The sequence below is a fragment of the Streptomyces sp. NPDC050658 genome, from assembly GCF_044457025.1.
Taxonomy (GTDB): Bacteria; Actinomycetota; Actinomycetes; order Streptomycetales; family Streptomycetaceae; genus Streptomyces.
Genome location: NZ_JBITGM010000001.1, coordinates 617,885 through 641,808, shown reverse-complemented (window position 1 = coordinate 641,808; position 23,924 = coordinate 617,885). Strand labels below are relative to the sequence as shown.

24 protein-coding genes are annotated in these 23,924 nt (G+C 70.9%); 9 read left to right on the top strand and 15 right to left on the bottom strand.

Features of this window, described 5'->3' with window-relative positions; genetic code table 11:
* The first annotated feature begins 6 nt into the window (after positions 1-6).
* From ACIBKX_RS02985 to ACIBKX_RS02975, 3 genes are read left to right on the top strand one after another with little or no spacing between them, the layout of a single operon-like run.
* Positions 7-1,329 carry a multidrug effflux MFS transporter gene (locus ACIBKX_RS02985; protein ID WP_363270733.1) on the top strand — a complete coding sequence of 441 codons (1,323 nt, stop codon included), beginning with the start codon at positions 7-9 and terminating at the stop codon, positions 1,327-1,329.
* Complete coding sequence (locus ACIBKX_RS02980) at positions 1,284-2,453, top strand: serine hydrolase domain-containing protein (RefSeq protein WP_363270734.1); 1,170 nt, start codon at positions 1,284-1,286, stop codon at positions 2,451-2,453. Before ACIBKX_RS02985 ends, ACIBKX_RS02980 begins: the two co-directional genes overlap by 46 nt.
* 46 nt (positions 2,454-2,499) lie before the next feature.
* Positions 2,500-3,507, top strand: a complete 1,008-nt coding sequence (locus ACIBKX_RS02975) for a small ribosomal subunit Rsm22 family protein (protein ID WP_363270735.1) — start codon at positions 2,500-2,502, stop codon at positions 3,505-3,507.
* Positions 3,508-3,711: 204 nt separating this feature from the next.
* Here ACIBKX_RS02975 and ddaH read toward each other — a convergent pair whose 3' ends face one another.
* A complete protein-coding gene (gene ddaH / locus ACIBKX_RS02970; protein WP_363270736.1) occupies positions 3,712-4,536 on the bottom strand; it encodes a dimethylargininase in 825 nt (274 codons plus the stop codon).
* 111 nt (positions 4,537-4,647) lie between these two features.
* Positions 4,648-4,827, bottom strand: coding sequence for a DUF6243 family protein (locus tag ACIBKX_RS02965; RefSeq protein ID WP_363270737.1), 180 nt, complete (start codon positions 4,825-4,827; stop codon positions 4,648-4,650).
* A 145-nt stretch (positions 4,828-4,972) separates the two neighbouring features.
* Between ACIBKX_RS02965 and ACIBKX_RS02960 the strand changes: the two genes are divergently transcribed.
* Positions 4,973-5,602: a TetR/AcrR family transcriptional regulator gene (locus ACIBKX_RS02960; RefSeq protein WP_363270738.1), complete on the top strand. Its 630-nt coding sequence runs from the start codon at positions 4,973-4,975 to the stop codon at positions 5,600-5,602.
* 12 nt (positions 5,603-5,614) lie between these two features.
* Here ACIBKX_RS02960 and ACIBKX_RS02955 read toward each other — a convergent pair whose 3' ends face one another.
* Positions 5,615-6,541 carry a glycerophosphodiester phosphodiesterase gene (locus ACIBKX_RS02955; RefSeq protein ID WP_363270739.1) on the bottom strand — a complete coding sequence of 309 codons (927 nt, stop codon included), beginning with the start codon at positions 6,539-6,541 and terminating at the stop codon, positions 5,615-5,617.
* 170 nt (positions 6,542-6,711) lie between these two features.
* Between ACIBKX_RS02955 and ACIBKX_RS02950 the strand changes: the two genes are divergently transcribed.
* Positions 6,712-7,452, top strand: coding sequence for a bifunctional DNA primase/polymerase (locus ACIBKX_RS02950; RefSeq protein ID WP_363270740.1), 741 nt, complete (start codon positions 6,712-6,714; stop codon positions 7,450-7,452).
* A gap of 43 nt (positions 7,453-7,495) precedes the next feature.
* Here the strand turns inward: ACIBKX_RS02950 and ACIBKX_RS02945 are convergent, their stop codons facing one another.
* The 8 genes from ACIBKX_RS02945 to ACIBKX_RS02910 all read right to left on the bottom strand — a co-directional run bounded on the left by ACIBKX_RS02945 (position 7,496) and on the right by ACIBKX_RS02910 (position 15,553).
* Entirely contained in the window at positions 7,496-8,476 is a 981-nt protein-coding gene (locus tag ACIBKX_RS02945) for a hypothetical protein (protein WP_363270741.1), read from the bottom strand.
* A gap of 102 nt (positions 8,477-8,578) precedes the next feature.
* A complete protein-coding gene (locus ACIBKX_RS02940; protein WP_363270742.1) occupies positions 8,579-8,905 on the bottom strand; it encodes a hypothetical protein in 327 nt (108 codons plus the stop codon).
* Positions 8,906-8,976: 71 nt separating this feature from the next.
* Complete coding sequence (gene efeU, locus ACIBKX_RS02935; protein WP_363270743.1) at positions 8,977-9,831, bottom strand: iron uptake transporter permease EfeU; 855 nt, start codon at positions 9,829-9,831, stop codon at positions 8,977-8,979.
* Positions 9,832-9,849: 18 nt separating this feature from the next.
* On the bottom strand, positions 9,850-11,139 hold the full coding sequence (gene efeB, locus ACIBKX_RS02930) for an iron uptake transporter deferrochelatase/peroxidase subunit (protein ID WP_363270744.1): 1,290 nt from the start codon (positions 11,137-11,139) through the stop codon (positions 9,850-9,852).
* Between the two features lie 21 nt (positions 11,140-11,160).
* Positions 11,161-12,330: an iron uptake system protein EfeO gene (gene efeO / locus ACIBKX_RS02925; RefSeq protein WP_363270745.1), complete on the bottom strand. Its 1,170-nt coding sequence runs from the start codon at positions 12,328-12,330 to the stop codon at positions 11,161-11,163.
* Between the two features lie 246 nt (positions 12,331-12,576).
* On the bottom strand, positions 12,577-13,425 hold the full coding sequence (locus tag ACIBKX_RS02920) for a heme ABC transporter ATP-binding protein (protein ID WP_363270746.1): 849 nt from the start codon (positions 13,423-13,425) through the stop codon (positions 12,577-12,579).
* The gene (locus ACIBKX_RS02915; protein WP_363270851.1) at positions 13,422-14,519 is read right to left on the bottom strand and encodes an iron ABC transporter permease; all 1,098 of its coding nucleotides are present in this window, start codon (positions 14,517-14,519) and stop codon (positions 13,422-13,424) included. The genes ACIBKX_RS02920 and ACIBKX_RS02915 overlap by 4 nt, the downstream gene beginning before the upstream one ends.
* A gap of 23 nt (positions 14,520-14,542) precedes the next feature.
* Entirely contained in the window at positions 14,543-15,553 is a 1,011-nt protein-coding gene (locus ACIBKX_RS02910) for an ABC transporter substrate-binding protein (RefSeq protein ID WP_363270747.1), read from the bottom strand.
* A 223-nt stretch (positions 15,554-15,776) separates the two neighbouring features.
* Between ACIBKX_RS02910 and ACIBKX_RS02905 the strand changes: the two genes are divergently transcribed.
* The 3 genes from ACIBKX_RS02905 to ACIBKX_RS02895 all read left to right on the top strand — a co-directional run bounded on the left by ACIBKX_RS02905 (position 15,777) and on the right by ACIBKX_RS02895 (position 19,598).
* A complete protein-coding gene (locus ACIBKX_RS02905) occupies positions 15,777-17,300 on the top strand; it encodes an HtaA domain-containing protein (RefSeq protein ID WP_363270748.1) in 1,524 nt (507 codons plus the stop codon).
* 66 nt (positions 17,301-17,366) lie between these two features.
* Complete coding sequence (locus ACIBKX_RS02900; RefSeq protein ID WP_363270749.1) at positions 17,367-18,887, top strand: HtaA domain-containing protein; 1,521 nt, start codon at positions 17,367-17,369, stop codon at positions 18,885-18,887.
* A gap of 45 nt (positions 18,888-18,932) precedes the next feature.
* A complete protein-coding gene (locus ACIBKX_RS02895) occupies positions 18,933-19,598 on the top strand; it encodes a PhzF family phenazine biosynthesis protein (protein WP_399375615.1) in 666 nt (221 codons plus the stop codon).
* Between the two features lie 339 nt (positions 19,599-19,937).
* Here ACIBKX_RS02895 and ACIBKX_RS02890 read toward each other — a convergent pair whose 3' ends face one another.
* Both ACIBKX_RS02890 and map read right to left on the bottom strand, forming a co-directional pair.
* Positions 19,938-20,618, bottom strand: a complete 681-nt coding sequence (locus tag ACIBKX_RS02890; RefSeq protein WP_363270750.1) for a biliverdin-producing heme oxygenase — start codon at positions 20,616-20,618, stop codon at positions 19,938-19,940.
* A 135-nt stretch (positions 20,619-20,753) separates the two neighbouring features.
* Entirely contained in the window at positions 20,754-21,611 is an 858-nt protein-coding gene (gene map, locus ACIBKX_RS02885) for a type I methionyl aminopeptidase (RefSeq protein ID WP_363270751.1), read from the bottom strand.
* Between the two features lie 58 nt (positions 21,612-21,669).
* On the opposite strand from map, the gene ACIBKX_RS02880 reads away from it, so the two are divergent.
* Entirely contained in the window at positions 21,670-21,894 is a 225-nt protein-coding gene (locus tag ACIBKX_RS02880) for a hypothetical protein (protein ID WP_363270752.1), read from the top strand.
* A gap of 10 nt (positions 21,895-21,904) precedes the next feature.
* Here ACIBKX_RS02880 and ACIBKX_RS02875 read toward each other — a convergent pair whose 3' ends face one another.
* Both ACIBKX_RS02875 and ACIBKX_RS02870 read right to left on the bottom strand, forming a co-directional pair.
* Positions 21,905-23,200 carry an MFS transporter gene (locus tag ACIBKX_RS02875; RefSeq protein ID WP_363270753.1) on the bottom strand — a complete coding sequence of 432 codons (1,296 nt, stop codon included), beginning with the start codon at positions 23,198-23,200 and terminating at the stop codon, positions 21,905-21,907.
* A 68-nt stretch (positions 23,201-23,268) separates the two neighbouring features.
* Positions 23,269-23,871 carry a hypothetical protein gene (locus ACIBKX_RS02870; protein ID WP_363270754.1) on the bottom strand — a complete coding sequence of 201 codons (603 nt, stop codon included), beginning with the start codon at positions 23,869-23,871 and terminating at the stop codon, positions 23,269-23,271.
* Between the last annotated feature and the right edge of the window lie 53 nt (positions 23,872-23,924).

The window sequence follows — 23,924 nt, the reverse complement described above, 5'->3', positions numbered from 1 at the left end:
ATCCGCATGCCGGAGCACGGCAGCCGCACGACGAGTGGGTCCGAGGACCCCCTGATACGGCAGTCCCCACCGGCAGAGCCGAGCGCCCCCGGCACCCCGGGCCTCGCCGCCCGGCGACGCACCGGACTCCTCGTCACCCTCGCGCTCGGCGGCCTCACCGCGGTCCCGCCGCTCTCCATGGACATGTACCTGCCGGCGCTCCCGGAGGTCACCCGCGCGCTGCACACGTCCGCCGCGACCGCCCAGCTGACCCTCACCGCCTGCCTCACCGGCATGGCGCTCGGCCAGCTCGTCGTCGGGCCGATGAGCGACAAGTGGGGGCGCCGCAGACCCCTCCTCATCGGCCTGTTCGTCTACATCCTCGCCACCGCCATCTGCGCCTTCGCGCCCACCGCCGAGCTGCTCATCGGCTTCCGGCTGCTCCAGGGACTCGCGGGCGCCGCCGGCATCGTCATCGCCCGCGCCATCGTCCGTGATCTGTACGACGGCGTGGAGATGGCCAAGTTCTTCTCCACCCTCATGCTGATCTCCGGGGTCGCCCCGGTCGTCGCACCGCTCATCGGCGGCCAGGTCCTGCGCTTCACCGACTGGCGCGGCATCTTCGCCGTCCTCACCGTCGTCGGCATCGCCCTGACCGTGCTCGTCTGGCGGCGCCTCCCCGAGACCCTGGCCCCCGAGGACCGGCACAGCGGCGGCACCGTCGAGGCGCTGCGCACCATGAAGTCGCTCCTCGCCGACCGCGTCTTCACCGGCTACATGATCGCGGGCGGCTTCGCCTTCGCCGCGCTGTTCGCGTACATCTCCGCGTCGCCGTTCGTCATCCAGGAGATCTACGGAGCGTCCCCGCAGACCTTCAGCCTGCTCTTCGGCGTGAACTCGGTGGGCCTGATCATCGTCGGCCAGATCAACGGCAAGGTACTCGTCGGCCGGGTCAGCCTCGACAAGGCGCTCACCTTCGGACTCGTCGTCATCACCCTCGCCGCGACCGCGCTGCTCCTGATGACCTCGGGCGTCTTCGGCGACGTCGGCCTCGCCCCGATCGCGGCCGGGCTCTTCGTCCTGATGTCCGCGATGGGCCTCGCGATGCCCAACACCAACGCGCTCGCCCTGATGCGCACCCCGCACGCCGCGGGCTCCGCGTCGGCGCTGCTCGGCACCTCCTCCTTCCTCATCGGCGCGATCGCCTCACCGCTCGTGGGCATCGCCGGCGAGGCCACGGCCGTCCCGATGGCCGTCGTCCAACTGGTCTGCGCCCTGGCGGCGATCGGCAGCTTCGTGGGACTGTGCCGACCCTGGCAGCGGACGACGCGGGGGGAGGCGGACCACTGACCGCGCCACGTCTTCTGCGCCCCGGCACCCCGGACCGCGCGGGGCTCCGACCGGCCGGGATGGACCACCTGGTACGCGGGGTGCGCGCCCTCACGTACGGCGAGCGGCCCTGGTGCGCGGGCGCCGTGGTACTCGCGGGGCGCGGCCCGGTGATCGCCGTCGAGGAGGCCGCGGGCTTCGCCGTGCGCTACTCCGGATACGACCCCGTGGCCGACGCGGGCATCGAGCTGCCGCCCGAGCGGCGGGTGCCGGCCCGCACCGACACGCCCTTCGACCTGGCCTCGCTGACCAAGCTGTTCACCACTGTCGCCGCGATGCAGCAGCTGGAGCGCGGCACGCTCGGCATCGACGCACTGGTCTCCGCGTACCTCCCCGAGTTCACGGCCGCCGCCGAGCACCGGATCACCGTGCGGCAGCTGCTCACGCACACCTCGGGGCTGCGTCCCGAACTTCCGCTGTACGCCTGCCGGGACGACGGGGCACGGCTCGCAGCCCTGCGCGCGGAGGCCCCGTCCGCCGAACCCGGCGACTACCTCTACTCCGACCTGAACATGCTGCTCCTCCAGCACGTCCTGGAGCGCATCACCCGCCGCCCGCTGGACGTCCTCGTCCGTGACGGCATCACCCGGCCGCTCGGCATGGCGGCCACCGGCTTCGGACCGCGCCCGGACGCGGCGGCCACCGAGGACCAGCGCAAGCCGTGGGCCAAGGCCGACCGGGGCATGCTGCGGGGCCAGGTGCACGACGAGAACGCCTGGGCGCTGGGCGGCGTCGCGGGCCACGCCGGGCTCTTCTCCACGGCGCGGGACCTCGCGGTGTTCTGCCGCACGCTGCTGTGCGGCGGCTCCTACGGCACGGCACGGATCCTGGGCCCGGACTTCGTGGAGCTGATGCTGGCGGCGCCGGGGCTCGGCTTCGGGGTCGACCAGGAGTGGTTCATGGGGGAGCTGGCGGGGCGGGGCGCGGCCGGGCACACCGGCTTCACCGGTACGTCCCTCGTCCTGGACCCGGCCACGGACACGTTCCTGATCCTGCTGGCGAACACGGTGCACCCAAGGAGACGGGACGCCGACAGCGGACCTCGGGCTCAGGCGGCCACCCGTCTCGCCCGGGCTGCCCGCTGACCCCCGTCGAGGGTTCGTGAGTCGTTCCGCCGCCTAGAATCACGGGGTGAACGTCCCGACCTCCCCGGTCCCTCCGGCCGAAGCCCTCCGCGCCGCCCTCTCTGGTCTCCTCGCCGGCCTTCCGCCCAAGCAGGCCGCGCAAGCCGTCGACCGGCTGATCGGCAACTACCGGGGGCGCACCCCGACGGACGCCCCGATCCTGCGGGACCGCGCGGACGTCGCCGCGTACGCCGCGTACCGGATGCCAGCGACCTTCGAGGCGGTACGTTCCGCGCTCGGGGCGCTCGCGGACGCGGCGCCCGCGGGGTGGGCGCCCGGCAGCCATGTGGACGTCGGCGGCGGGACCGGTGCGGCCGTCTGGGCGGCGGGCGCGACATGGGGCGGCGAGCGGCCGGTCACGGTCCTCGACTGGGCCGAGCCCGCCCTCGCCCTGGGCCGTGAACTGGTGGCCGGCGTCCCGGAGTTGAAGGCCACGCGGTGGCAGCGCTCTCGTATCGGATCGGCGCTCACCATCGAGAGCACTGATCTCGTCACGGTGTCGTACGTGCTCAACGAGCTGACGGAGGCCGACCGCGAGGCCCTGGTGGACGCGGCGGCGGCAGCGGCCCAGCAGGCCGTCGTGATCATCGAGCCCGGCACCCCCGACGGCTACGCCCGCATCATCGCCGCCCGCGACCGGCTGATCGACGCCGGTTTCCGGATCGCCGCGCCCTGCCCGCACAGCTCCGCCTGCCCGATCGTGCCCGGCGAGGACTGGTGCCACTTCTCGGCCCGCGTCAGCCGCTCGTCCCTGCACCGGAAGGTCAAGGGCGGCTCATTGGCGTACGAGGACGAGAAGTTCGGCTATGTCGCCGCCGTGCGGTTCGACCCGGTGCCGGCCCCGCAGCGTGTCGTACGCAAACCGCAGATCCGCAAGGGCCAGGTCCTTCTCGACCTGTGCGCGGCGGACGAGACGCTGCACCGCGAGACGGTCACCAAGCGCCACGGGCCGCTGTACAAGGCGGCCCGCGACGCGGGGTGGGGCGACGCCTGGCCGCCCCACCCGGAAGGCTAGGGCCTGTCCGGCGGATCTTGCCCGGGACGCGGTGGCCCGGCACGCGCAGCTGCGGTGTTGTCGTCCATCGCCATCGCTGTCGTCCATCGCCGTCGCTCCGCGATGCCTCAGTCCTCCGCCTTGCAGCTGCACGCACCAGACCACCGCCCACCGGCAGAGACAAGGCACCGCCCACAGGAGCCGGCCAGATCCGCGGGAAAGGCCCTAGCCGCGCAGCTCCTGCGTGCAGCACTTCACGCTGCCGCCGCCCTTGAGCAGCTCGGTCAGGTCCATGCCGATGGGTTCGTAGCCGCGTGCCCGCAGCGGTTCGAACAGGCCGACCGCGGCCTGCGGGAGCAGCACGTGCAGGCCGTCCGAGACCGCGTTGAGCCCGAGGGCCACCGCGTCCGCCTCCTCGGCGATCAGCGCGTGCGGGAAGAGCCGCCGCAGCACCGCCCGGCTGCCCGGCGAGAACGCGGGCGGGTAGTACATGACGTCGTTCGCGGTGTCGTCCAGGACGGCGAGCGCCGTGTCGAGGTGGTAGTAGCGGGGGTCGACGAGGTCGAGTCCGAGCACCGGGCGGCCGAAGAACTCCTGGGCCTCCCCGTGCGACAGGGGGCTCGCCCGGAAGCCGCGTCCCGCCAGGACGCAGGAGGACGTGACGGCGAAGTCGCCCTCGCCCTCGTTGATGTGCGCGGGTTCATGGATGTCCGTGAAGCCGTGCTCCCGGAACCACTCCAGGTGGGCGACGGCCTCGGGCTCGCGCTCGGGGTGGGCGAACCGGGCGCCGAGCACACGGCCCTCGACGACGGTCGCGCCGTTCGCGGCGAAGACCATGTCCGGCAGGCCGGGGCGCGGGGTGAGCTCCTCGACGGTGTGGCCGAGCGAGCGGTAACGATCCCGCAGGTCCTCCCACTGGGTGACGGCGAGCGGCACGTCGACCGGTTTGGAGGGGTCCATCCACGGGTTGATGGAGTACGTGACCTTGAAGTGTGCCGGTGGGCACATCAGATAGCGCCGGGGTGTGGCGCGCCGAGGAAAACGACTCAACGAGGGCTCCTCACGTACCGCGGTGGTCAGCTGCCGCCTGCTGTGGGGCAGTTGCTGACCATGGTGCGGTGTGCGGAGCCCTCGCGCTGTGATCTGAACGGGTGGTTGTCATCACTCGTCGTGCGCCGAGCGGCCTTCCTGGAGTTTGCGCAGCAGCTCACGCTTCTGCGCCTGCGGGCTGAGCCCGCCGCCGATCTGTCCGCCGCGGCCCGCGCCGCGCAGCGTCTTGCGGGAGAGCTTGGAGCGCGTACCGCCGACGCCGAGCATGTTTCCTGCCGCACCTCGCGACATGTGCGTACCTCCGTGGTGGGTCGATGTGACCTGGTTAGACGAGACGTCTCGTCTCGTTTCATTGACTACTTTGAACGAGACGGAGCGTCTTGTCAAGGGTTCGAGAGACGGTACGTCTCGCCTCGTTCGCTGCTACATTCGGGCCATGGCCACGAAATCCGCCCCTGACCCCACGCGCCGCAGCGAGCGTTCGCGCCGCGCGATCTACGACGCCGCCCTCGAACTCGTCACCGAGGTCGGCTACGGCAAGGTCACCATCGAGGCGATCGCCGCCCGCGCGGGCGTCGGCAAGCAGACGATCTACCGCTGGTGGCCGTCCAAGGGTGCCGTCCTGCTCGACGCCTTCCTCGACCTCGGCGAGCAGGCGAACGAGGCGGTGAGCAACGAGGCGGGTGTCGAGCCCCAGCACGAGATCCCGGACTCCGGAGACCTGGAGGCCGACCTCAAGTACGTCGTGCGGGCCACCATCGACGAGTTCAAGAACCCCAAGTACGACGCGCCCTGGCGGGCGCTCGCCGCCGAGGGGATGATCAACCCGGAGCTCGGCGCCGAGTACGTGGAGAAGCTCCTCGAACCCTCGCTCCAGCTCTTCGTGAACCGCCTGGAGCGCGCCAAGGAAGCGGGCCAGGTCGCCCCCGGAGTCGACCCCCGCATCGCCCTCGAGCTGTGGTCGGGCCCGCTCGCCCAGCGCTGGCTGCAGCGCACGGGCCCGCTCACCCACGAGTACGGCGACAAGCTCGTCGAGTACGCCCTGTACGGCATCTCCCCGCGCTGACCGCCCCTTCGCTCAGGTCCGGTTGACCGGCCACCGGGACCGCAGCGCCGCGGTGCCCCCATTCTTCACGCCCTTCACGCCCTTCACGCCCTTCACGCCTTTCACCGGCGTCCGCGCGAGCAGCCCGGGCCGGTCCGTGATCACGCCGTTGCAGCCGAGCCGCAGCACCCGGTCACGCTGCTTCGGAGTGGTCACCGTGTGCGCCCACACCCGTGGGATGCCGGAGTTGACCGCCCGCACGAGATCGCTGTCCCGCGCCTTGTGGTCCACGTCCAGTACGTCCACGAACCGCGCCCAGCGCTCCGGCTTGTCGTCCCGCATCTGCGTGCTGGAACGCCACAGCTGGGCCAGCAGGCCCATCCGGTGCGCCCGCACGGCGACGGCCGGATCGTTGGAGTTCACGAACACCGACCGGGTCAGACCCCGGGCGCGGATCATCGAGCCGAGCGCGCGCAGACCCCGCGGGTCCTTCGCCTCCAGCATCAGCACGATCCGCCCGCCGAAGCGGTCCAGGACCTCCGCCACCGTCGGCGGCCGCTCGGGACGCCAGTTGCCGGGCAGCGTCACGCCCGGCCGCAGCCGGACGTTCTTCCACTCCCGCAGGGTCAGCGCGCGCACCGGCCCCGTGGACGTCGTCGTACGGTCCAGGGTCTCGTCGTGCATCGCGACGAGCGTGCCGTCGCGCAGCATCCGGGTGTCGACGTCGATGACCTGGGCCGTGCCGCGCTCGTACGCGGCCACCAGGCCGGACATGCTGTTCTCGGGGACCTCCAGGGCGCCGCCGCGATGGGCGGTGTAGACGACGCGGGGGAGCGCCTCGACGGTCAGGGGGCCGCCGCCCCATTCGATCGGGGCGACCGGGCCGCCGGGTGCCGAAAGGGCCAGCGTGGTGAGGCTGGTGAACCCGGCGAGGCCGCTGAGCACAGTCCTGGTGACCATGGCGAATACGGTAGGGGGGCATATCCCCAGTTAGTACGTAATGACGCGCGATGTCACCCAGCGGCTGGCATCACCCCCGCTACCCCGGATGTGGGCTCTGGCCCCCCGAGGCGCAGGATGGTGCGACCATGGGAGATGCTTCTCGGCACAAGTGTGAGGTGAGGGGATAGATGGGCGCGGAGTTCGATCGCCGTTCCGGCGGGCAGAGCAGGATTTCCCAGTGGCTTCGCCGACGCCCCCGTCCACAGGACGCGACGGGCGACGACGCGGGGCGCGAGGAGCTGCTGCTCGCCGCGGCCGCCGCGGGGCTGCCGCTCTCACCGGCCGCGCACCCTTCCGCGTACCGATGTTCCTGCGACCGCATCGGGTGTCCCACGCCCGCGCGGCACCCGCTCTCCTTCGCCTGGCAGACGCAGGCCACCACCGACCGCGCGCAGATCGAGCGATGGGCCCGGCACCAGCCGCAGGCCAACTTCATCACCGCCACGGGGATGGTGCACGACGTGCTTGACGTGCCGCTGGACGCGGGGCGCGCGGCGCTGGAGCGGCTCCTTGCGGACGGGGTCGAGGTGGGGCCCGTCGCCGAGTCCGAGGGAGTCCTCGACGAGGGGCGGATGCTCTTCTTCACGCTGACGCGGGGCACGCCGGAGGACGAGGACGAGTGGTGGCCCTGCGAGCTCGACTGCCACCCCGAGACGATGGACGAGCACCCCGGACTGCGCTGGCACTGCCGGGGGTCGTACGTCCTGGTGCCGCCGGCCCGGCTGCCCGGGGATCTCGAGGTCCGCTGGATCCGGGGCCCGGAGTTCGCCCTGCCGGAGCCGCTGACGCTGCTGGAGACGCTGACGGACGAGTGCGCTCGGGTCGCCGGGTCGCCCAGGGATGTCGCGGCTTGGCCGATGCGGGGCTGAGGCAGGGCCTGCGGGTCTGCTCAGCCCGAAGCGGGCTGGGGGCCTACTCGCCCTGTGCTCCCGTCAGCCCCTGGATCCGGCTCAGGAAGCTGACCTGGCCCGAGCCCTTCGGGTCCACCACCACCTGGTTCGAGACCCGCTCCAGGGTCACCGACTGCTTTACGTCGCCCTTCAGGAGCGGCTTCACGTCCGCGTCGACGGTGAGGCTGACGCCCTTCGCGGCGGTCTGCTTCTCGTAGTGGTGCGTCGAGAAGAACACCATCGCCCCGCCGTCCGCGGTGCGCAGACCCACGGGCGCGAACGTGCCCTCGTTCTGCGGCTCGTCGATGTACTGGACGGCGATGCCCCTGCGCTTGGTGTTCTTGTCGCGGAACGCCTTCCACGTCGACGTGTGGTCGCCCGGCGCGAACGTGTCGCCGCCCGACTTCAGATACTCCGTGTACTCCTTGCCGAGCTTCCCCGGCGCCACAGCCAGATCGGCGGAGTTCACCTCGACCGGCTCGGCCCAGCCGTCCTTGTCCTTCTTCAGCTCGGGCATCTTCGCGGGCGCCACCAGGTTCAGGTACGACGCCTCCCACAGCTGGTCCTTGCCGCCCTTGGTGAAGACCAGCACCCAGCGCAGGTCGCCCCGCCGGTTGGACTTCGTGTCCGCGACGAACCACCGGGGCCAGCCGGCCTTCTTCGGGATCGAGAACTTCGCGTCCGTCAGCTCCAGCGGCACTTGATTCGGATTGCCGCCGGGATTCTGCGCGCCCTTCGACTTCAGGCCCGCCTGATTGATGGCACTCAGCGGCCCCGTGACCCGCGCCGCGTCCAGAGCGGGGTCGTACGCCTTCTCCGCCTTGTTGTACGCGACGAGGAAGTCCTTCAGGGCGCGCTCCGCCTCGGCCTTCGTCGCCGTGGGAACGACTTCCCGCTCGCCGTGCACCGTCACGCACCCGCTCGCGGTCATCGACAGGGCGGTCACCGCTGCCGCCGCCGAAACCGGCCGGCCGAGCCTGCGAAGTCTGCGCACCTTACTCATGGGTCCCTCCACCTACGCCCTTCCCGGCCCCGAACCCTACCGGGGCCGGGAAGGGCGTCAGCAGGCGGTCAGACCTCTGGGCGGCCGGGGCCGCCGGAGGTCCTACAGGTAGTGGAACCAGCCGTTGTAGGTGGTGCCGGTCGGGGTGCCGTACATCCAGACGTTGCCGTGCTTGTTGGTGGTGTAGCAGACGGCGTAGAAGCTGCCGCGCGGAGGCACGTAGCCCTTCTTCTTGTACTTGACGCCGGGACCGTTGCGTATGTTGGCGCCGTTGAAGCCGACCTGGACGACCTTGTTCTTGATGTTCACCGTGCAGGCGGAGCCGCCGACGGCCGCGGCGGTGGGAGCCGTGGCCAGCGAGCCGCCGACAGCAAGCAGCGCGGCGCCCAGCAGACCGACAAGTGGCTTACGGATAGCGGTAGTTCTCAAGAAATTCTCCCCGTGTTCTCGATGATCAGTGACCGATCATAGGTGCGGGGAATCGAGACCGAGCCGGTCGCTCAGCCCTGTTCCGGAACTGTTGCCTTCTCCTGTGCCGGGGTCTCGCGGCGGGTGGACCTCGTGGGGGCGAAGAAGAACGCGAGTGTCGGGATCAGGTACAGCAGCCACACCGTGACCTGGACGACCGTCGGGTCGGGCTGGAAGTTGAAGACGCCCTTCAGGAGCGTGCCGTACCAGCTGTCCGGCGGGATCGTCGCACTGATGTCGAACGCCTTGTCCTGCAGCCCGCCGAGGAACTCCGCCTCCTGCAAGTCATGCACGCCGTACGCCAGAACACCCGCCGCCACGACCACCAGCATGCCGCCGGTCCAGGTGAAGAACTTCGCCAGGTTGATGCGGACCGCGCCCTTGTAGAACAGGAAGCCCAGCACGATCGCCGTGAGCAGGCCGAGCAGCACGCCGATCAGCGGGCCGTGCGTACCGTCGTTGGAGGCCCGCACCGACGCCCACACGAACAGCGCCGTCTCCAGACCCTCCCGGCCCACGGCCAGGAACGCCGTGGCGACCAGCGCGCCCGTGCCCATCTGCAGGGCCGCGTCCAGCTTGCCATGCAGCTCGGCCTTGAGATGACGGGCCGTACGCCGCATCCAGAAGACCATCCATGTCACAAGCCCCACGGCGACGATCGACAGCGAACCGCCCAGCGCCTCCTGCGCCTTGAAGGTCAGCTCCTGCGAACCGAACGTCAGCGCGCAGCCGAAGCCGAGCGCGATCGCGCAGGCGACGCCGATGCCGATCCAGATCGGGCGCAGCGCGTCGCGCCGCTCCGTCTTCACCAGATACGCGATGAGAATGCAGACGACCAGGCTGGCCTCGAGGCCTTCGCGCAGGCCGATCAGATAGTTGCCGAACATGAACTCAGTCCGTTCCCCTCAGCTGAACAGCGCCCGGCCCCACCAGTCGTCCTTGTCGCGGACGCCCGGCGGGATCGCGAAGACCGCGGAACCCACGTGCTGGATGTACTCGTTGAGGACGTCGGCGCGCGCCAGGCTGCGCTGCACCGGGATGAACCCCGTGCGCACGTCACGCTGGTACGCGAGGAAGAAGAGCCCCGCGTCCAGGCGGCCCAGGCCGTCGGTGCCGTCCGTGAAGGAGTAGCCGCGGCGCAGGATCGTCGCGCCGTCGTTGCTGTCCGGGTGCGCGAGCCGGACGTGCGCCTCCGGCTTCATCGCCTTCAGGAACGGCTCGTCGTGCTCCTTCGCCTTCCCGACCGGCGCGCCCTCGCCCTTGTCGCGCCCGAAGATGTCCTCCTGCTCGCCGAGCGGAGTCCGGTCCCAGGTCTCGACGTTCATCCGGATGCGCCGCGCGACGAGATACGAACCGCCGGCCATCCAGCCGGGCCCGTCCTTCTCCCCGACCCACACATGCTCGGCGAGGGCTTTCGCGTCGTCCCCTGCGATGTTCCGCGTACCGTCCTTGAACCCGAACAGATTGCGCGGCGTCTGCGCCCCCGGCGTGGTCGACGACGTCTTCCCGAAGCCGAGCTGCGACCAGCGCACCGCGACCTTGCCGAAGCCGATGCGGGCGAGGTTGCGGATGGCGTGCACGGCGACCTGCGGGTCGTCAGCGCAGGCCTGTACGCAGAGGTCGCCGCCGCCACGGGACTTGTCCAGGTTGTCGCCGGGGAACTTGGGCAGGTCGACCAGCGCGTCGGGCCGCCGCTCGGCGAGGCCGAACTTCTCGAAGAGGCCCGGCCCGAAGCCGATGGTGAGGGTGAGCCGGGACGGCTTGAGGCCCAGCGCCTCACCGGTGTCGTCCGGCGGCGCCTCGGCGAGACCGCCGACGGCACCCTCGCCCACCTCGTGCCCCGCCGTCATCCGCGCGGCGGCCTTCGTCCAGTCCTTGAGCAGCTGCACGAACTGCTCGCGGTCCGCCGTCTTCACGTCGAACGCCGCGAAGTGCAGCCGGTCCTGTACGGCGGTCGCGATGCCGGCCTGGTGCCTGCCGTGGAAGGCGACCGCGCCGCCCACGGTCGCGGCGGGCACGGTCTCGTCCCCGGAGCGCGCCATCGCCACCGCACCGCCCGTGACGGCGGCGCCGAGCGCGAGGCCCGCACCGCCCCAGCCGAGGAGTGAACGGCGGGAGGGGGAACCGGAGTCGCCGGTGCCCTCGTCGTCGTCCGGCAGCGTCACGCCGCCGGGGTCGCTCGTGGTCTCGGTCATCGTTCCTGATCCCCCCTGCCGCTACTTGTTCTTGCCCACGACGGCGGCGGCGAGCTTCGACAGCGGCTCCGCGAGCGCGTTGACGCCGTCCGACAGTTCCTTGGTGTCCGCCTTGTCGAGCTTTTCGTACGACGTGAACGTGTACGAGTCCTTGCCGCCGCCCGTGCGGTACTTGCCGAGGAGCTTGTCCAGGGCGGCGAACTGCTTGTCCAGCTCCTTGGTGAGTGCCGGGTCGTTCTCCGAGGCGACGGCCTTCAGTAGCCCGTACGCCTTCTCCGCGCCCTCGACGTTCGCCTTGAAGTCGACGAGGTCGGTGTGCGAGTAGCGCTCCTCCTCGCCGGTGACCTTGCCGGTGGCGACCTCGTCGAGGAGCTCCTTGGCACCGTTGGCCATGGAAGTGGGAGTGATCTCCGCCTTGCCGACCCGCTTCTGCCAGTCCTTGAGATCCTTGTCGAGCCGAGTGGCAAGCTCCTTGTCCCGCTCGGTGATCTTCTTGTCCTGCCACAGGGAACGCTCCAGACGGTGCCAGCCCGTCCAGTTCTTCTCCACGTCCTGGCCCTCCTCCAGACCGTCCTCGCGGAGGTCGACCTTCGGGTCGATGTCGCCGAACGACTCGGCGACGGGCTCGGTGCGCTCCCAGCCGATACGGGAGTTGGCGTACGCCTTCTTCGCGGCGTCGATGTCGCCCTCGCGGACGGCGTCGGTGAAGAGCTTCACCTTGGGGATGGTCTCGTCGGCCTGCTGCTGCGCGTAGGCGCGGTAGTCGGCGACGGCCTTGTCGAGGCGGGGGTCGCGCTTGACGGTCTTGCCGCCGGTGACCGTGACCTTCTGGCGGATGCCGTCGCCCTTCATGCCGGGCTTGCAGGCGATCTGGTACGAGCCGGACTTCACCTCGGCGGTGAGCCTCTGCTTGGTGCCGGGGCCGATGTTCTCGCGCTCGCTGACGATGCGGTCGTCGGGGAAGAGGAGGTAGACCTCGGTGACCTTGGAGCCCTTGTTCTCGATGGCCAGCTCGACGTGCCCCGAGGTCAGCTTGGTCTTGGAGACCTCGCACTTGTCGTCGGTGGCGATGACGTCGACGGTGTTCCCGCCGCCGCTCTTGGCGTCGCTCTTCTCGGTGCAGCCCGTGATGGCGGTGAGGGCTGCCGCTGCGGCTACGGCGGTGGCGACAGAGAGGCGGGCGGGGTGCATAGGGGCTCCAAGACGGGTCACGGGCGGGTTCGCGGTTGGTTCGCGGTTGGTTCACGGACGAGGCACGGACGATTCCGGCTGCCGCTGAGGCGGACCTAACTTAACTGAGCCTTACCTGCTCGATACCCAGCCGTTCCGTGATTCACCTCTCAACTCGAGGAGGTGCTCACAGGGCGGTCACGGTGGGGTTTTGAGCGCTTCATGGAGTGGTAAAGCGGAGGTCAAGGGGGAGTGGGGCCCGCCCCCCTACAACCGCACCGGCGTAACCAAAGGCGCCCCCGTGCGCGGGTGGGGGAAGACCTCTACCGGCTGGCGGTACACCTCGCTCAGTAGCCGTGCCGTGAAGATCTGGGACGGGGGGCCCTCCTCCGCCACCTCGCCGCCCCGCAGCACCGCCACCCGGTCCGCGTACGCTCCCGCCAGGCCGAGATCGTGCAGTACGACCACCACCGCGTCCCCCGCGGCCGCCCGCTCCCGGCAGACGCGCAGGACCAGTTCCTGATGGCGCAGGTCGAGTGCCGCGGTCGGCTCGTCCAGGAGGAGCAGGGGTGCGCCCTGCGCAAGGACCCGCGCCAGTGCCACCCGGGCCCGCTCGCCGCCGCTCAGGGCGGAGAACGGGCGGGCGGCGAACTCCGTCACCTCTGTCGCGGTCATCGCGTCCCGCACCGCCCGGTCGTCCTCGTCCTCCCGCGGCGTTCCCGCCCAGGGCGCGCGGCCCATGCGGACGACGTCCTCCACGGGGAAGGGGAAGGAGAGAGCCGCCGCCTGGGGCAACACCGCCCGTCGCAGGGCCAGTTCACGCGCGGGCCACGACGCCGCCGAGCGGCCGCAGACCGTCACCGTGCCCTCGTCCGGCGGGACATCCGCCGCCAGTGCCGCCAACAGAGTGGACTTTCCCGCCCCGTTGGGGCCGACGAGGGCCAGTACCTCGCCCGCCCGTGCAGCAAGGGACACCCCCGACAGCACCTCTCGACCGCTCAGCCGCACCCGCAGGCCCGACGCCTCCGCCAGCACCTCGCCGGGAGGGAACGGCTCCGGCAGGACGCGCCCGCCACCACCGGAGGAGAACAGTCGGTGGGCGATCCGGTCGATCATGCCCAACCCCCTTGCTTGCGACGGGTCCTGCGCAGCAGCCAGAAGAAGAACGGGCTGCCGAACAGGGCGGTCAGTACCCCCAGTGGCAGTTCGGCCGGTGCCGCGACGGTACGTGCCGCCAGGTCCGCGCCCACCAGTACCACCGCCCCGCCCAGCGCGCTCCCCGGCACCAGGAACCGATGACCCGGGCCCGCCGCCATCCGCAGCAGGTGCGGTACGAGAAGCCCGACGAACGTGATGATCCCGGCCACGGCCACGGCCGCGGCCGTCAGGAGCGCCACCACGAGGACCAGGACCAGCCGCAGCCGCTCCACGTCGACGCCCAGATGCCGGGCCGGCCGCTCGCCGAGTGCCAGGAGGTCCAACTTCCGTGCGTACAGCGGCGCCACGGCCAGACCCGCCACCGCGCACGGCAGTACGGCAAGCACCTTCGGCCATGTCGCCTGCGCGAGCGAGCCCAGCTGCCAGAAGGTGATCTGCGTGACCTGTGCGTTGTCCGCGAAGAAGATGCAGAGCCCGATCAGCGCCCCCGCGAACGCGTTCACGGCGATGCCGGTCAGGATCAGCGTGACGACCTCCGTACGGCCGCCGTTGCGGGAAAGGACGTACACGAGAAGGACGGTCGCGAGACCGGCGACGAACGCGCAGACCGTCACCGTCCAGTTCCCGAAGAAGCTCAGGCCCAGCGCGATCGACGCCACGGCACCGACCGCCGCGCCCGCCGAGATCCCGATGACACCGGGCTCGGCGAGCGGATTGCCGAACACGCCCTGCATGAGCGCTCCCGCACACCCCAGCGAGGCCCCGACGAGCAGCGCGAGCGTCACGCGCGGCAGCCGCACGTTCCACAGCACGCTCTCGCCGACCCGGTCGAGCGCGGCCCCGCCGAGCCCGATCCGGTGCTGGACGGAGCTCAGCACGTCCCCGAGCGGGATGTCGTAGGCCCCGATGCCGGCCGAGAGGAGGCAGAGCAGGACGAGGGCCGCGGCGAGGCAGAGGGTGAGGGCGGCGGTCGCGCTCCGGCGGCGGGTGCGCGGTGCGTCGGGCGCATCGGGCGCATCGGTCACATCGGGCGTGGCCTTCTTGTCGTCCATCGGCTCGGGCTTGGTGGTGACGGTCACTTGTCGTCCCCGTACAACTGGTCCACCAGTGACTTCAGGACCTGGTCGGTCCGCGGCCCGTAGTTCAGGAGCACCCCGTCGTCGATCGCGACGATCCGGCGGTCAAGCCCCGCCGGCGTCTCGGCGACGCCGGGGACCTTGAGCAGTCCCTCCACCCCGTCGACCGAATCAAGTCCCTTGGACATCACGAGGATCGCGTCCGGCGCCGCCTTGGCCAGCGCCTCGCTGGTGATCGCCGTGAAGTCCTTCTCCAGGCCCGACGCCTTGCCCGCGTCGACCGCGCCCGCCGCCTCCAGGAGCGAGCCCGCCCCCGAGTCGCGCCCGCCGAGCAGATAGACGGAGGCCGACCCGCGCAGATAGAGGAAGGCCACGCGGGGCTTCTCCTTGCGGTCGGCCGCCGGGATGGATGCCCGTACGTCCGAAATCCGCTTCTGTGTACGGGACTTCAGCTCGTCGCCCGCCTTCTCGACGCCCAGCGCCTTGGCCACCGCGTCGATCCTCGGGCCCACGTCTTCCAGGCTCTTCGCCGGTTCGAGCACGACCAGTGGAATGCCCGCGTCGCGGATCTGGTCGATCGCCTCGGCCGGCCCGGTGGACGTGTCGGCGAGGACGACCGTCGGCTTGAGCGACAGCACACTCTCCGCCGAGACGTCATGCGCACGTGTCACCACCGGCAGCTTCTTCGCCTGTTCGAAGGTCGCGGTGATGTCGCGGGCCACGACGTTCTTGCCGAGGCCCAGCGTGAACACGATCTCGTTCAGGCTGCCGGTGAGCGGCACGATCCGGCTGGTGTCCTCGACGGTGACCTTCTTGCCGTCGGCGGACGTGACCGTCGCGGGCAGCTTCGGCTCGGGGCGGGACTTCAGCGGCTCCACCCGGTCGGGCGCCGACGCCGCGGCCTTCGCCTTCGGGGACTGCCCGCCCCCGTCGTCCGATGACCCGCACCCGGTGAGGGCGAGGGCGAGAACGGCGGTCCACGCGCCGGCGATACGGAGTGAGCGCGGCATACGCAGCACCGAATTCCACCGTCCTGTCGTGTAGTTGGGCTCTTCCCGGGGGGCTTGCTGTGGTCCTGCTGGGGTCTTGCTGTGGTCCTGCTGGGGTTTCTCCGGGGTGCTGTGGCCGGTGAGTCCTGGAGAGGAGGCTTCCGGCTGAAGCGATCATAGTTTAGGTTAGCCTTACCTCATTAGCTAGGTATGAGCAGGACACAGACAGGACCTGGAGGGGACCATGTCGTCGTCGAGACGGGCGCGGGCAGCCGCCCGCGCCGGAGCCGTGGCGGTGCTCACCGCACTCGTCGGAGCGCTGCTTCCGATGACCGCCGCGCACGCCCAGAGCCGTACGGTCCAGGGCGGTCGGCTCGACTGGGGCATCAAATCCTCCTTCCAGAGTTACGTCACCGGGCCCATCGCCCAGGGCACGTCGACCTTGCAGGGCGGCGCCGCCACGGTCGGCGGCAGCCAGTTCCGCTTCCATTCGGCGAAGGGGTCGTACGACCCGGACAGCGGGGCCTTCACCGCCGGGTTCTTGGGCGGGGTGCGCTTCACGGGGCACAAGAAGGGCGGGTCGTACGAGCTGGACCTGACCATCAGCCGCCCCACCGTCAAGATCTCCGGCGGCTCCGGAACGCTCTACGCCGACATGGTCAGCAAGGCGAAGGGCACCGGCAAGGTCACCACGAGCGCCCAGGTACCGCTCGCGACGCTCGGCATGTCCGGCATCGACATGAAGGGCGGCACCGGCCCGATCGCCCTCAACAACCTTCCCGCGACGCTCACTTCACAGGGCGCGAAGGCCTTCGCCGGGTACTACACGGCGGGGACCGAACTCGACCGGGTGAGCCTGTCGACGGATCTGGCGGCGGCGTCCGCGGGCTCCGACGGCTCCAGCGGCTCCGGGGGCAAGAAGGAGCCGGGCGACAAGTCCGCGAAGAAGCCTTCCGGCGAGAAGGCGAAGGCCGGCCGGATCGAGGACGCCGCCGTCGACTGGGGCGTGCGCAGGACCTTCCGGGAGTACGTCACCGGATCCATCGCCAAGGGCGAGTGGAAACTGTCCGCCGGGGCCCAGGACGGCGGTGCGCTCTTCCGCTTCCCCAAGGGGGAGGGGTCGTACGACAAGAAGAAGCAGACCCTCGACGCAGACTTCGCCGGAGCCGTCCGCTTCACCGGCGCGCACGGCCTCGACCTCACCCTGAGCAAGGTCGCCGTCGAGGTGAAGGACGGCAAGGGCACGTTGTACGCCGATGTCGACAGCAAGGGCGGCAAGGGCGGCAAGGGCGACAAGGGGGCCGTCGAGAAGAAGGCGCCGCTGGTCACCTTCGCCGCCGAGGAGTTGGCGCCGAAGGGCGGGCTCGTCTCCCTCACCGAAGTGCCCTCGAAGCTCACCGCCGACGGTGCCGAGGCGTTCGGCGGCATGTACAAGGCGGGCACGGAGATGGACCCGCTCTCGCTGGCCGTCGCGCTCGACGCCGGTGCCGAACTGCCCGCGCTGCCGGACCTCGGGTCGTCCGCGAGCCCGACACCGCAGCCGGAGTCGAAGGACCAGTCCGGGCCCAAGACGGAGAACGCCGCCGACTCCTCCGACTCCTCGTCGTCCGCCCTGCCGATCGGTGTGGGCGCGGGCGTGGCGGTGCTGCTCGCCGCGGCGGTCGCGTTCGGTGTCGTACGCAAGAAGCGTGCGACGACGGAGGCCGCTTCGGATGCCGCCGGCTCGGACGCCACTGGCTCGGACGCCGCCTCCGGCTCGGGTTCCTGACCCCGTCCGGGTCCCGCACCGCCCCCTTTCACTTCCTCACTCGTCTCTCAAAGGAGAAGACCGACCATGGCCGCCATCCGCCGTCCCATATCTCTCGCCGCAGCCGTCGCGACCGCCGTCACGCTCGGCGCGACCGCCCTCACCCTGCCCGCGCTCGCCGCCGACGGCGGCGCTGCCGCCGCGCCGCAGGTGGAGCTGAAGGACGGCACGCTGGACTGGGGCTTCAAGGAGTCCTTCCGCAAGTACGTCACGGGCATCGCCATGGGCAAGATCGAGGCCACGGACGGCGCCAAGCAGGCAGCGGACAACGGGGTGTTCACCTTCACCGACGGCACGGGTACGTACGACACCGGGACGCACGCCACCGACACCGCGTTCAAGGGTGCCGTCCGCTTCTCCTCCACGGTGCACGGCTTCGACATCAAGATGTCCGACGTGAAGGTCCGCACCGAGGGCACGGGCGGCGCCATCCAGGCCGACGTCAGCCTCAACGGCACCGCCCAGAACGACATCGACCTCGCCAAGCTGGACCTGACCGGCATCAAGCCGGGCCAGGGCGAGGGCGGCGCGATGACCTTCAAGGACATCCCGGCGACGCTGACGGCGGACGGCGCCAAGGCGTTCAACGGCATGTACAAGGAAGGCGACAAGCTCGACCCGGCCACGCTGACGGTGAAGGCGGGCGGCGCCCCGACGCAGCAGCCGACTCAGACGCCGAAGCCGACGGACAAGCCCACCGAGTCCCCGAAGCCGACCGAGAAGCCCACCGCGACCCCGAGCCCGACGGACAAGCCGACCGTGACCCCGAAGCCGACCTCCACCTCCGACGCGCCCGCCGGCAAGGTCTACGACGGCACGCTCGGCTGGGGCGTGAAGGAGTCCTTCCGCCGCTACGTCGAGTCCGGCGGCGGTGCGACGCTCTCCGGCGGCGCCGAGAAGAACGACAACGGCTACGACTTCCCGTACGCCAAGGGGGATGTGGACAGCGACGCGAAGAAGCTGACGGCCTCCTTCGGCGGCGCCGTCCGCTTCCAGTACAAGGCGCACGGCATCGACATGAAGTTCGGTGACATCAAGGTCGCGGCGAACGGCACCAAGGGCACGCTGACGGTGGACGTCACCACGCCCAAGGGCACGAACAACGACGTGAAGTTCGCGACGCTGGACCTCTCGAAGGCGTCGTACAAGGCCAAGGACGATGTCGTCCTCCTCGACAAGATCCCGGCGGCGTTCACGGCGGCGGGCGCGGAGCAGTTCGCGAACGAGACGACCGGCTCCATGTACAAGGAGGGCGACGCGATCGACCCGGTGACGGTGGCGCTGTCGGTCGCCGACGGGGCGCAGCTGCCGGGCGGCGGTGGCGGTTCGACCGGCGGCGGTTCGTCGGACTCCGGTTCCACCGGCGGGGGTTCGGCCTCACTGGGCGGTGGCGGCACGGTCGGCGGCGGGACCGGGGGTTCGCTGGCCTCCACGGGTTCGTCCGCGCCGGCGGGTGCGCTGATCGGGGCGGCCGGGGCGGTTGTCGTGGCGGGCGCGGGCGCGGTGTTCCTGGCACGGCGCAAGGGAGTCGCCAGGTCCTCCCTGTGAGAATCTCCCTGTGAGGAGCGGTCGTCGCGGTGCTTGAATGCTGCGGTGACTGAACCTTTGGACAGCCTGGACGTCGTACGGGTCTTCTGTGGGCCCGACGGGCGGTACGGCAATGAGCTGGGCGTCGTACGCGATGGCGCGGTGCTGCCCGAGCGGGTGGACCGGCAGGCGTTGGCGGCGAAGCTCGGCTACAGCGAGACGGTGTTCGTCGATGACCCCGAGCGCGGGGTCATCGACATTTACACGCCCAGTGCGCCGCTGCCCTTCGCCGGGCATCCGTGCGTGGGCACGTCGTGGCTCCTGGACGTGCCCGAACTCGTCACCGAGGCGGGGGTGGTGGAGGCCCGGCAGGACGGGGAGTTCACCTGGATCGCCGGGCGGGCGGAGTGGGTCTCGGGCAAGACGACGCGGCGGTACGGGAGTGTCGCGGAGGTCGACGCGCTGGGGATTCTGCCGCCGGGGGAGTGGATCTACGCCTGGGCGTGGGAGGACGAGGCGGCGGGCCGGGTACGGGCTCGCGGCTTCCCCGGGCGTGGGGACGGCATCGACGAGGACGAGGCGACGGGGGCGGCGGCGCTGCTGCTGACCGCGGAGCTGGGCCGGGCGCTGAACATCCGGCAGGGCCGGGGCTCGCAGATCCTCACCGCGCCGGGTCCTGGCGGGATCGTCGAGGTGGGCGGCAGGGTACGACTGGCACCGACTCGGGGCTGAGGTGTCGCCTCCGGCGGTGTGGTGGCCGTCATCACCGGCTCCGCCGAGCTCGTCCTCAAACGCCGGACGGGCTTGAGCGCGTGCGCTGGGGCCGGATTCCGCCCCACCCACCCACCCGCCCGATCACCCCGAATCAGCCCACCTGCCCCGGACGTACTGCCTGGGGCGGGCGGGCAATCGCCGGTAATCGGGCGGGTGGGCGGGAAACATCCGCCGTGAAGCGGCGGGCCGGCGCGGCGCCGCAGTCGAAATCGACGCAGGCGCGGACGGGGTCCGCTGCGGGGCAATCGGGCGGGTGGGTGGGAGAGAGATCCGCCGCGGAGCGACAAGCAGCGGTCGCTAAGCCGAGAGAGGGAACTCCTCGCCCAGCTCGCTGAACACCGCCGTGTTCAGAGCGAAAGCGCGCTTGCACTCGTCCACGATCCGCTGTCGCTCCAGTTCGTCCCGTACGACCTCCCCGAGGCCGTCCAGCAGGTCGCGGTAGCCCCGCTTGAACGCCGCGGGATTGGCGATCCCCTCGAAGACGTAGAAGCGGACGCCGTCGCCCTTGCGGGCGAATCCCCACGTCTGTTCCGCCTTGCCGCGGATGATCTGGCCGCCGGAGAGGTCGCCGAGGTAGCGGGTGTAGTGGTGGGCCACATAGCCGCCGGGCCACGTACGCGCGCATTCGGCCACCCGGTCCGCGTACGCCCGCGTCGCCGGCAGCGGGGTCAGCCCCGCCCGCCAGTCCGCGCCCCGCAGATGCGCGAGGTCACGCTCCAGCTCGGCCACGCGCAGCAGCTCCGGCTGGATGAACGGTCCGGCGACCGGGTCCTCGCGGAGCGCGTCCGCGCCGTCCTCCAGGGCGCGGTACACGAACCACAGCTGCTCGGTGTAGCGCGCGTACGCGTCGACGCCGAGCCTGCCGCCCAGCAGATCGCCCATGAACGTCGAGGTCTCCGCCTCCGTGTGCTGCTCGTGCGAGGCGGTGCGGATCACCGTGGAGAAGGGCGTGGACGGCGTATCCAACGGCGTACCCATGAGAGACCTCCGAAACCGAAGACAACCGAAGAAAGGCGGGAACCAGTGCGACCGCTACCCCGATCATTCAGGTTAGGCTTACCTAAGTCAACTGGTTCCCGACGTTCTGTCGGTAAAACGCTACCCACTCAGGGCTCAGGGAAGCGTAAGGATCTCCGCCCCGCTCTCCGTCACCACCAGCGTGTGCTCGAACTGCGCCGTCCGCTTGCGGTCCTTCGTCACGACGGTCCACCCGTCGTCCCACATGTCGTACTCGTACGTGCCCAGCGTCAGCATCGGCTCGATGGTGAACGTCATGCCGGGCTGGATCACGGTCGTCGCGTGCGGGCTGTCGTAGTGCGGGACGATCAGGCCGGAGTGGAAGGACGTGTTGATGCCGTGCCCGGTGAAGTCACGGACCACGCCGTAGCCGAAGCGCTTGGCGTACGACTCGATGACACGGCCGATGATGTTGATCTGGCGGCCCGGCTTGACCGCCTTGATCGCACGGTTGAGGGACTCACGGGTCCGCTCCACGAGGAGCGTGGACTCCTCGTCGACGTCACCGACCAGGTAGGTCGCGTTGTTGTCGCCGTGCACGCCGCCGATGTACGCCGTCACGTCGAGGTTGATGATGTCGCCGTCGCGGAGGACGGTGGAGTCCGGGATGCCGTGGCAGATGACCTCGTTGACCGAGGTGCACAGCGACTTCTGGAAGCCGCGGTAGCCGAGGGTGGAGGGGTAGGCGCCGTGGTCGCACATGTACTCGTGCGCGACGCGGTCCAGCTCGTCGGTGGTGACGCCGGGGGCGATGTGCTTGGCGGCCTCGGCCATCGCGCGGGCCGCGATGCGGCCCGCGGTGCGCATCAGCTCGATGGTCTCGGGGGTCTGCACCTCGGGCCCCGTGTACGGGGTGGGCGCGGGTTTCCCCACGTACTCCGGGCGCCTGATGTTTCCCGGGACGGGGCGGATGGGGGAGAGCTCCCCTGGTACGAGCAGTGACTGGCCAGACATGCCAGCGAGTCTAACCAGGCGCCGTGGGGCAGCATGGCGGGAGAGAGAGGAGCAGACCATGGCGCTGTTCAAGAAGCGGACCGCCGGCAAACCGGGTGAGTGGTACTACTGCCTGGAGCATCAGCGGGTCGAGGAGGGCCCCGACTGCCCGGGCAAGGACCGCTTCGGTCCGTATGCCTCCAGGGAAGAGGCGCAGCACGCGATGGAGATCGCCGCGGAGCGGAACCTGGAGTGGGACACGGACCCGAAGTGGCATGACCAGGCCGACGGGGGTGAGCGGTAGCCGCCGTCCGCTACGGAGCCGTGGTGGCCTCCTGTTCGGCCCTGCGCCGCCGCCCCGCGTCCTCGTCCGTGCTCGCGTCGTAGGACACCAGCTTCGGGAGCGCCGCGGTCAGCGCGCCGACCGCGGCCACACAGGCCAGGCCGCCCGACCAGACGGCGGTCCGCGTGCCGGTCCAGCCGGCGGCGGCCCCCGCGCGGACCTGGCCGAGCTGCGGGCCGACGCTGTAGGAGAGGACCTCGATGCCGGCGAGCCTGCCCCGCAGCTCGTCCGGGATCGTCTGGTTCCAGATGGTCGAGCGGCCGAGCCCGCTGAGCATGTCGCCCGCGCCCGCGAGGGCCAGGCAGACCAGGACCAGCCATACGTTCGAGAACCACCCGGCGGCCGTGATCGCGAGCCCCCACCCGGCGGCCCCGAAGATCACGAGCAGCCCGTGCCGCCGCACCCGTGACGTCCATCCGCTGGTCAGGCTGAGCAGCAGCGAGCCGACCGCCCCCGCCGCGTACATCAGGCCGAGCGACCACTCCGCGTCCAGATCCTCCGCGAGAAACGGGAAGATCGTGTTCGGGAAGGCGAAGAACATCGCCGCCATGTCGATCGCGTACGTCCCGAGCAGCACCGGCCGCGACCACGCGTACCGCGCCCCCTCCGCGAGGCCCTTCAGCGACGGCTTCTCCGCGTCGTGCGCGGCCGGTGCGGGCGCGATGCGGACGCACAGGGCGACGGACGCGGCGAAGCCGAGAACCGTCACCGCGTACGCGGAGGCGTGCCCGGCGTACGCGACGACCAGGCCCGCCAGGGACGGGCCCGCGATCGCGCCGACGTTCCAGCGCAGGGAGTTGAGCGCCGCCGCGGCCGTCAGCTGGTCGTGCGGCACGATGCGCGCCATCAGTGAGTCCAGCGCCGGACGCTGGAGGCCCGCGAGCGCCGAGACGCCCGCCGCGACCGCATAGAGCGGCCACAGCATCGGCTCCGGGAGCAGCGCGTTCACCAGGAGTACGGCCGCCAGCACGCCCAGCCCCGCCTCGGTCAGCAGGATCACCTTGCGGCGGTCCACGGCATCGGCCAGCGCACCCCCGTACAGACCGAAGACGATCAGCGGCACCAGCTCGACCGCGCCCATCGCGCCGACCGCGAGCGGGGAGTCCGTCAGCTCCTTGATCTGCAGCGGCAGCGCGACCAGCGCCATGAAGCTGCCGAAGTTGGTGACCAGACCCTGCACCCAGAGCAGCCGGAAGTCACGGGTGGACCGCCAGGGCGACAGGTCGGGCAGTATCGAGGAGAGCGAGGAAGAGGGCGACGGAGACACGAAGAGCCATGCTCAGCGCCGCACCCCCGGTTCGGCAACCGATTTCCGGCGCCCTGGACGCGAGCCCCTCACCACCGCGCCGGCGGCGGCGCCGTCAGCTGATCGGCCAGCCGCGAAAGCCGGTCCCGCAGCCGCCGCCGCCCCCGCGCCGCCGGCAGGGAGTTCTCCCCGCTCGCCGCGCTCACCAGATGCTGCACCGTGTCGAGGTCGAGATCGGGGGTGTCGGGGACGGCCAGCGCCTCGTGCGCCATGGAGTGCAGTTCGCGGTCCCCGGAGTCCAGGGCGAGCACCGTCGCGCCCGCCGCCCGCGCGTCGTGCACCCGCTCCAGGAGCCCCGCCCCCGGCGCGTCCGGCGCCACCACGAGCAGCGTCTCGCCGCGCCGCGCCGCCTCGATCCGGCCGAGCCCGGTCGACAGATGCGCGGGATCGCCGGGCCGCACCCGGTGCCGTACCAACGTGGGCGTCAGTTCGGGCGTCCCGGACCACGCGGCCTCGTCGACGAGATGCGCGGCCAGATGCCACGGCTCGTACTCCTCCGTGCCCACGAGGAGCAGTCCGCCGCCGTGCGGCACCACGGAGGAGCGCAGCGTCCCCGCGAAGCGGCGGGTGGCGCTCGGCCACTCGGTCCCGGCGAGCACTTCGCGCAGCAGCGCGACCCTGACGGCGTCCATGGGGCCGCATCCTGCCCCAACGAGCCACTCGTCAGGCGGAGTTCACCGGGAAT